Raw genomic sequence first — 8,336 nt, forward strand, 5'->3', positions numbered from 1 at the left:
GAACCCCACCGGCGCCGCCCGCCGCCCCACCAACACCCCCGTCACGACGATGGCCACCACCAAAACCCCCAACACGACCAACACCATGACGCCCTCCCCACCCATGTCCTGCCTGAAGTGGCGAGTCTGTCAGACGGCCGGTCAAAGAAATTGACATGGGTGATCAGCTGCGGTCGAGTGTGGTCGCATGGTGGACGAACGGGTGATCGGTTACGTCGAGGGCTACGGGCCCGGGAGTTACTTCACGGGGCGGCGAGAGCTCTTCGACGCCCAACTGCACGGCGACCTTCAGCGAGGAATCTCGCGGATCAAGGACAAGGACGGCAGTTGGGTCTCCGACGCGATCGTGCTGAATGGCGGCTATGAAGACGACGCGGATGACTGGTACTCGGTGCTCTACACCGGAGCTTCGCGAGATAAGGACAAGTACACAGAAGGCGGCGTAACTAAGCTCAAGTGCAGTCAGTCTTGGGATTATCGGGACAATGCCGCCTTGAAGTTGAGCTATGAGAGAGGCCATCTCGTTCGCGTCGTCAGGGGCTATGAGGGAGAGAAGCGGTACTCGCCCGGCAAGGGCTACCGGTACGACGGCCTCTATGAGATCACCGATGTCCGCACCGCGATTTCCAAGTCACCGGCACCGGACGGCTCCGAGATCGAGATTTGCCAGTTCGACCTCGAACGCATCCCTGACTCCCTCCAAGAAGTACCCGGCGTGGAACGCCACACCGTCGAAGCGGTGAGGAGGGAAGAAGAGGAGAGGGAACGAGACACCGAGAAGTTCCCCGGCGTCCGCTCCTCCTGGGTGCAGCGCATGGTCCGTGACAGCGCACTGATCAGACGTATCAAGAAGCTGTACGACCACGAGTGCCAGATCTGCGGTCTCCGTCTGGTGGACCCGGACGGTAAGCCTTACAGCGAGGGCGCTCACATCAAGCCGCTGGGCAAGCCACACTACGGACCTGATGTGGAGCCGAACGTCCTCTGCCTGTGCCCCAATTGCCACGTCCTGCTGGATGTGGGGGCCGTGGTGATAGAGGACGACTGGTCCATCGTCTTGCAGGCCGGACTGTTCGGCGTCAACCCGCGGTCAAAGCTCAGGGTGCACCGAAGCCACAAGGTGCACCCCGGCTATGTGCGCGACCACCGGGAGCGGTGGCAGAGCGCGCCCACAGCCGATCAGCCCGCCCCGTGACACTCCCCATAAACCCGCCCCGCCCCGCACCAGCACCCGGCCCCCCGCTCCGGCGGCCATTCCACGGCGCGGCCTCGGGCCGCGAGGGTCGTTGCGTACTGGGGGAGCAGGGTGGGGTCGCCGGGTGAGGTGCCCTCTGAGGCGGCGAAGGCCTCGTAGGAGGGGACCGTGCCGGTGACGGTGCCGAGGTTGGGGGTGCCGGAGGAGGCGAGTTCGCGCAGGGAGGCCTCTATCGTCGCGAGGTGCTCCTCGTGGGACGGGTACTCCGTGGACAGGGAGGGGTACGCCGACACCAGTTCCGCCAGTTCGTCGGCGGGCCAGTGGAGGATCGCCACCGGGAACGGGCGGGACAGGGCCTCGCGGTAGGCGCCCAGCTCGGCGCGGAGGCGGGAGATTTCCGCCTCCAGTTCCGCCGGGTTGTCGGAGCCGAGGGACCAGACCCGCTTGGGGTCGTGCAGTTCGTCCAGGGACACGGGCATCGAGTGCAGGGTGTCGGCGAGGGTGTCCCAGTCGTCGTGGGGCCGGCCCAGCATGCGCCGGACGCGGTGGCGGCCGAAGAGGAGCGGGTGGGTGGAGGAGGCCGGGGGTTCCCCGGTGCCGGCCAGGAGGAGCGCCGCGCCCTGCGTGAAGGTCTCCTCCGCCGCCTCCAGCTCGTCGTGCGCTTCCAGGGCCTCCGCCGCGATCACCCACGCGGCCGGGTCCCTCGGGGCGGTCGTACGGATGCCGTCGATGATCGCTCGGGCCTCCGCCTCGTGGCCGTACTCCCACAGGTTCGACGCCTTCAGGGCGCGGACCAGGTGGGGGTTGTCCAGGGCGTCGGACGACGACAGCAGACGGTCGTAGAGGGTGGACGCGGCGGGGCGGGCGTCGGCGAGTTCCAGGTGGGCCGCGGCCCGCAGCAGCAGGGCTTCGGCGTCCTCGGGATACAGGGCGGCGGTTCGCTCCAGGCGGGCCGCTTCGGCGTGGTGGTCGACGTTCTCGGCGGGCGTGTCGGGGCGCATGGGGGACACCGTACTGCCGATCAGCGACAGAGGTCCGGCCTTGGGTGGTGCGTGGGGCTGGAGGTCTCGTGCGGTCGGCCTTATCTTGCGGCGGCGGGTTCCGTCCCGGCCCCGAGGGGGTCTCGTATGCGCGTCTCCGTCGTACGGCACCGTGACCGGCGTCGGCGTGCCCGCTGGCGGCGGGTGTGGTGGGGCGGCGGGGAGGTGCTCGTCACCGTCGGGGCCGTGCTGATGCTGCTCGTCGCGCACCAGATGTGGTGGACCAACTGGCAGGCCAGGGGGAGCGCCGAGCGGGAGGTGCGGGCCCTTGAGCGCACCTGGAGGGACTGGGAGGACCGGGGGGACCGGGAAGACCGGGGGGACCGGGAAGACGGGACGCGCGCGGATTCCAGGGGTTCGGAAGGTTCCGGGGACTCCGTCGGGGAACCGTCCGGGGACGGGGGCGGGGAGGCCCCTCAGCCACCGCCCACCACCCCCTCCCCCTCCCAGGCCTACGCCATCCTCGGCATCCCCCGCCTCGGCCTCCGCGTCCCCGTCGCCGAGGGGATCGGGAAGGCCGACGTGCTGAACAAGGGGTACGTCGGTCACTATCCCGGCACCGGGCAGCCGGGGCGGGCCGGGAACTTCGCCCTCGCCGGGCATCGGAACACGCACGGTGAGCCCTTCCGGCACCTGGACCGGCTGCGGCGGGGGGACGCGATCACCGTGGAGACCGCGGACGCCCGTTACACGTACGTCGTCGGGCGGACGCTGCCGCGGACCTCCGCCCGTGATGTCGGGGTCATCCGGGACGTACCGCGCAGTGCCGTCCGGCCCGGGGCGGGGTACCGGGAGCCCGGGTACTACATCACCCTCACCACCTGCACCCCCGTCTACACGTCCCGGTACCGGCTGGTGGTCTGGGGCACGCTCGCAGCCATGGCGCCCCGCGCCCGCTGACGGTCCAGTACGTGAACGGGGTCTTGCGGAGTGGACCGCCTGCTTGGAGGATCGACCAGTCCTCCGACGGTCCTCGGGTCACGGGCCGCACCCCTGGTCGGCAGGCGTCGGTGGGACACCCGTGATCCAGGGAGGCCATGATCATGAAGCTGCTGCGCGTCGGTACGGCGGGACAGGAGCGGCCCGCGCTGCTCGACGCCGGAGGGGTGCTGCGGGACCTGTCGGGCGTCGTGCCGGACGTCGACGGGGCGCTGCTCGCCGACGAGGGGGCGCTCGGGCGGGTGCGGGACGCGGCGCGGAGCGGGGAGCTGCCCGTGCTGGACCCGGCGGGGCTGCGGATCGGGCCGCCGGTGGCGCGCATCGGCAAGGTCGTGTGCATCGGGCTGAACTACCACGATCACGCCCGGGAGACCGGCGCCCGGCCGCCGGCCGAGCCCGTCGTCTTCTTCAAGGCCGCGGACACGGTCGTGGGGCCGAACGACACCGTGCTGGTGCCGCGCGGGTCGGTGCGGACGGACTGGGAGGTCGAACTGGCCGTCGTCGTCGGGCGTACGGCGCGGTATCTGGAGTCGGCGGAGGACGGGCTGGCGCATGTCGCCGGGTACGCGGTCGCGCACGACGTGTCCGAGCGGGAGTTCCAGATGGACCGGGGCGGGACCTGGGACAAGGGCAAGAACTGCGAGACGTTCAACCCGCTCGGGCCGTGGCTGGTGACCGCCGACGAGGTGCCCGATCCGCAGGCGCTGGGGCTGCGGCTGTGGGTGAACGGCGAGCTGAAGCAGGACGGTACGACCGCGGAGCAGATCTTCCCCGTGGGGGAAGTCGTCCGGTACGTCAGTCAGTTCATGGTGCTGTACCCCGGTGATGTGATCAACACCGGGACGCCTGCCGGAGTCGCGTTCGGGCAGCCCGAGCCCAAGCCGTATCTCCGGGCGGGGGACGTGGTCGAGCTGGAGATCGACGGGCTCGGGCGGCAGCGGCAGGAACTGAAGGACGCGTAGGCGCCGCACTGGCTGGGGGAGGGGTGCGCCGTCGCGCCGCGGGGGTGCGGGGTGCTCCGGCGGGTGCGGGTGCGGGTGCGGGTGTGGCCCGTCGCGCGGTTTCCCGCGCCCCCAACAGGTCGGCCCCGCTAGGCCAGTAGTGCCGCCAGGCGCGCCCACGCCTCCCTCGGGAGGGTGTCCCGGGGGCCGTCGTCGATCAGTTGGAGGGCCACGTGGTCCGCGCCCGCCTCGTGGAAGGCGTCGATGCGGTGGCGGATGCGGGTCTCGTCGCCCCAGGCGTACACGGCGTCGATGAGGCGGTCGCTGCCGCCGTCCGTCAGGTCGGCGTCGGTGAAGCCGAGGCGGCGGAAGTTGTCGGTGTAGTTGGGGAGGGCCAGGTACATGGCCAGCGCCTCCCGGGCCAGGGTACGGGCGCGGGCCGGGTCGGTCTCCAGGATCACCTTCAGCTCGGGGGCGAGCAGCGGGGCCTCGCCCAGGATCTCGCGGGCCCGGGCCGTGTGCTCCGGGGTGACCAGGTACGGGACGGCGCCCGCCGCGCGGTCGGCGGACAGCTGGAGGGTCTTCGGGCCCAGCGCGGCGAGCACCCGGCGCCCGGCGGGTACCCCGGCGGTGTCGAGGGCGTCCAGGTAGGCGACCAGCGACGAGTAAGGGCGGCGGTACTGGTCGGCGAGCTTGGCGTGGCTCACTCCGAGGCCCAGCAGGAAGCGGCCGGGGTGGGCCGCCTCCAGCTCGGCGTACCCGGCGGCGCTGTCGGCGGGCTCGTGCTGCCAGATGCTCTGGATGCTGGTGCCGACGGTGATCCGCGTGGTCGCCGCGAGGAGCGGGCCGGCGTTGTGCGGGGCGCTGCTGCCGCCGAGCCACAGGGCGCCGTAGCCGAGCTCCTCCAGCTCGGCCGCCGCGTCGGCGAGTTCGCCGCGCCGGTCGGGGTCCTCCGAGCGCAGGCCCACGCTCCAGATGCCGTAGCGGCCGAGCTGTTCCTTCAGTGCGGCGTCCATGCGGTCCCTCCGGTTGGCTTGACGGCTGTTCAGCACTGCCAACCGGAGGGGCACGGGCGATCATTCCCGCCGGACGGGTGTCAGATCTCGTCCTTCAGGAACTCCTCCAGCGCCTCCACCACGAAACGGTGGTCCTGGAGCTGCGGCAGCCCGGACACCGTCACCGTGCCGATCACGCCGACGTCCGCGACGGTGACGGGGAAGGAACCGCCGTGGGCCGCGTAGGTGTCCGGGTCCAGGCGCGAGGACTCCTCGAAGGTGGTGCCCTTGGCGCGGTGCCGGGCGCCGACCAGGTAGGAGGCGGAGCCGTAGCGCTCCACGACGCGGCGTTTGCGGTCGATCCAGGCGTCGTTGTCGGGGGTGGAGCCGGGCAGGGCCGCGTGGAAGAGCTGCTGGCCGGAGCGGCGGATGTCGATGGCGACCGGGGCCTGCCGCTCCCGGGCCATCCGCACCAGCAGCAGACCGAGCGCCCAGGCGTCGTCGTAGGTGAAACGGCGGAACACCAGGCGGCGTTCCTGCGCCTCCAACTCCTCCACCGACGGGGTCAGTTCGGGGGTGATCCTCGGGGTCGCGGCGGGGTTCGCCGGGTGCTTGTGGGCCGTCACAGTGTCACCGTCACCTTCTCGCGGGCCGAACGACGGGCTGCTTCGAGTACGTCGAGGGCGGCGGCCGCCTCCTGCGCGGTCACCGGGTTCGCGGCGCCCTCCCGGAGCGACTGTGCCACGGCCGCGTAGTAGGCGGCGTAGTCGCCGGTCAGGGTCGGGACCGGGCGGCCGCCGCCGGTCAGCGGGGACTCGCCGGAGCCGATACGGCCCCACATCGCCTCGGGCTCGACGCCGAAGCCGGCGGCGGTGCCGGGGCGGTCGCCGTCGCGCAGGGACGCCTCCTGCGGGTCGAGGCCGTACTTCACGTAGCCCGCCTTGGAGCCCAGCACCCGGAAGCGGGGGCCGAGCTGGGCGGTGGTGGCGGAGACGTAGAGGTGGGAGCGGACGCCGGTGGCGTGCGTCAGCGCGATGAAGGTGTCGTCGTCGGTCAGGGCGCCGGGGCGGCGGACGTCCGTCTCGGCGTAGACCTCGGTGGCGGGGCCGAAGAGGACCAGGGCCTGGTCGACGACATGGCTGCCGAGGTCGTACAGCAGACCCCCGATCTCCGCCGGGTCGCCGGACTCGCGCCAGCCTCCCTTGGGCTGGGGCCGCCACCGCTCGAACCGGGACTCGAAGCGCCATACGTCGCCCAGTTCGCCGTCCGCGAGGAGCTGGCGCAGGGTCAGGAAGTCGTTGTCCCAGCGGCGGTTCTGGAAGACGGAGAGGAGCAGGCCGCGCTCCTCGGCGAGGGCGGCCAGCTCACGGGCCTCGGCCGCCGTGCCCGCGACCGGCTTGTCCACGACGACCGGGAGACCGGCCTTCAGGGCGGTGGTGGCGAGCGGGACGTGCGTCTTGTTCGGCGAGGCCACGACGACCAGGTCCAGCTCGTCGGCGCGGTCGAACAGCTCGTCCGCGGTGGCGGCGGGCCGGACGTCCGGGAACTCGGCGCGGGCCTGCTGCTGCCGCTCCGGGTTCGAGGTGACCACGGTGTCCAGGACGAGGCCCTCGGTGGCGGCGATCAGCGGGGCGTGGAAGACGGAGCCCGCGAGGCCGTAGCCGATCAGGCCCACGCGCAGGGGGGTGCCGGGAGATGTGCCAGTCATGGGACCCACTTTCGCAACGCCGTTGCCAAAGTGCAAGCGGTGAGGAGAATGGGGCGGGTGAACAGGACGCGGAACGGGGAATCCCAGGGCAGGCCGACGGACACCGACCCGCTCGTACGGCGCGGACGCAACGACCCGCTCGCACGGCGCGCCCGCCACGACCCGCTCGTACGGCGTGGCCGCAACGCCGCGCTCGTGCTCGACCTGCTGCGGACCGCCGGGAGCGAGGGCATCAGCCGACTGGAACTCGCCGAGCGGACCGGGCTGACCCCGCAGGCCGTCAGCAAGATCACCGCGCGGCTGCGGGCTGACGGGCTGGCCGCGGAGGCAGGGCGCCGCGCCTCGACGGGCGGCAAACCGCGCACCGTCCTGCGGCTGGTGCCCGACGCCGGGCACGCCGTCGGCGTACAGCTGGACCGGGACGAGCTGCGGGCCGTGCTGGTGGACCTCACCGGGGCGGTGCTCGACGAACGGCGGACGCCGCTGGACCTCGGGGCGGGGGCGGAGGCCGTGGTCGCCGCGGTGGTGCGGGAGGCGGAGGGCCTGCGCGCGCCGGGTCCCCTGCTCGGCCTCGGGGTCGCCCTGCCCGGCCCCCTCGACCACACCAGCGGGGTGCTGCACCGCGTCACCGGGTTCCCCGAGTGGGACGGCTACCCGCTGCGGGACGCGCTCGCCCGGCGGCTCGACGGCGTCCCGGTCGTCGTCGACAAGGACACCAACGCCGCCGCCCTGCGCCTGGCGGTGGCCGACCCCGGCGACGGCGCCAGGTCGTTCGCCTACCTGCACTTCGGGGCCGGGCTCGGCGGCGGGCTGGTGATCGGGGGAGCCGTGCACCGGGGGGCGCGGACCGGGGCGGGGGAGTTCGGACACCAGGTCGTCCAACTCGACGGGCCGCTCTGCGGCTGCGGCAACCGGGGCTGTGTGGAGGCGCTGTGCCTGGCGGCCGTGGCCCGCGGGGACATCGAGGAGGCGGCCCGGGTCCTGGGCACCGGCACCAGCAACCTCGTCGCCCTCCTGGACATCGACCTCATCCTCCTCGGCGGCCGGGTCGTCACCGCCGAACCCGACCGCTTCGTCCGGGGAGTCAGCGCGGTCCTCACGGCCCGCGCCCACCGCACGGGCGAGCCCCCGGTACCGGTACGCCTCGCCCCCGGTGGCGGTCGCGAGGTGGCGGAGGGAGCGGCCCAGCTCCTGCTGGCGCCGCTGTTCGGACGGGGGGACGGCTGAGGTCCACCGGGTGGGCCGCCCTGGGCCGCGGCGATGACCGGCCCCACCTCACCCGGGGCCGGTCGCGGCCGGGACGCGGGTCCGCTCGGCGGAGTCTGGCGGCGAGCCGGACTTGGCGGGGGGCAGCCTCCCCCTCAGCGGGCCGCACCGGAGTGGGTCGCGGGGCGTGGGCCCGCTCGGCGGGCCGGATCGGCGCCGCCGCCCCTCCGCCGCCCCGCCGCGTCCTCGCGTCCGCTGATCGGGCGGATTCCTTGGGCCACCCGGAGCGGCCCCGGTGCCGCCGCCCGCCGG

At 72.9% G+C, this 8,336-nt stretch carries 8 protein-coding genes; 4 read left to right on the top strand and 4 right to left on the bottom strand.

All coding sequences use genetic code 11. The features are described from left to right. Positions 1-187 precede the first annotated feature (187 nt). Positions 188-1,195 (top strand): HNH endonuclease, encoded by a 1,008-nt coding sequence (locus tag KBY47_RS35680; protein ID WP_210928742.1) that lies wholly within the window; start codon positions 188-190, stop codon positions 1,193-1,195. On the opposite strand, the gene KBY47_RS35685 is transcribed toward KBY47_RS35680, so the two are convergent. Next, entirely contained in the window at positions 1,180-2,196 is a 1,017-nt protein-coding gene (locus tag KBY47_RS35685; protein WP_210928744.1) for an SEC-C domain-containing protein, read from the bottom strand. The genes KBY47_RS35680 and KBY47_RS35685 overlap by 16 nt on opposite strands. Positions 2,197-2,322: 126 nt before the next feature. On the opposite strand from KBY47_RS35685, the gene KBY47_RS35690 reads away from it, so the two are divergent. Together KBY47_RS35690 and KBY47_RS35695 are read left to right on the top strand one after the other, a co-directional pair. Further along, positions 2,323-3,135 (top strand): class E sortase, encoded by an 813-nt coding sequence (locus KBY47_RS35690; protein ID WP_210928746.1) that lies wholly within the window; start codon positions 2,323-2,325, stop codon positions 3,133-3,135. Positions 3,136-3,278: 143 nt separating this feature from the next. Further along, a complete protein-coding gene (locus KBY47_RS35695) occupies positions 3,279-4,136 on the top strand; it encodes a fumarylacetoacetate hydrolase family protein (RefSeq protein ID WP_210928748.1) in 858 nt (285 codons plus the stop codon). 128 nt (positions 4,137-4,264) lie between these two features. On the opposite strand, the gene KBY47_RS35700 is transcribed toward KBY47_RS35695, so the two are convergent. The 3 genes from KBY47_RS35700 to KBY47_RS35710 form a co-directional block, all read right to left on the bottom strand. Continuing rightward, the gene (locus KBY47_RS35700; RefSeq protein ID WP_210928749.1) at positions 4,265-5,131 is read right to left on the bottom strand and encodes an LLM class F420-dependent oxidoreductase; all 867 of its coding nucleotides are present in this window, start codon (positions 5,129-5,131) and stop codon (positions 4,265-4,267) included. An 80-nt stretch (positions 5,132-5,211) separates the two neighbouring features. Further along, on the bottom strand, positions 5,212-5,736 hold the full coding sequence (locus KBY47_RS35705; RefSeq protein WP_210928751.1) for a heme-degrading domain-containing protein: 525 nt from the start codon (positions 5,734-5,736) through the stop codon (positions 5,212-5,214). Continuing rightward, the gene (locus tag KBY47_RS35710; RefSeq protein ID WP_210928752.1) at positions 5,733-6,818 is read right to left on the bottom strand and encodes a Gfo/Idh/MocA family oxidoreductase; all 1,086 of its coding nucleotides are present in this window, start codon (positions 6,816-6,818) and stop codon (positions 5,733-5,735) included. Before KBY47_RS35710 ends, KBY47_RS35705 begins: the two co-directional genes overlap by 4 nt. Before the next feature lie 48 nt (positions 6,819-6,866). Between KBY47_RS35710 and KBY47_RS35715 the strand changes: the two genes are divergently transcribed. Beyond that, a complete protein-coding gene (locus tag KBY47_RS35715) occupies positions 6,867-8,045 on the top strand; it encodes an ROK family transcriptional regulator (protein WP_210928754.1) in 1,179 nt (392 codons plus the stop codon). Positions 8,046-8,336 lie beyond the last annotated feature (291 nt).

This window comes from Streptomyces sp. B93 (genome assembly GCF_018070565.1).
Classification (GTDB): domain Bacteria; phylum Actinomycetota; class Actinomycetes; order Streptomycetales; family Streptomycetaceae; genus Streptomyces.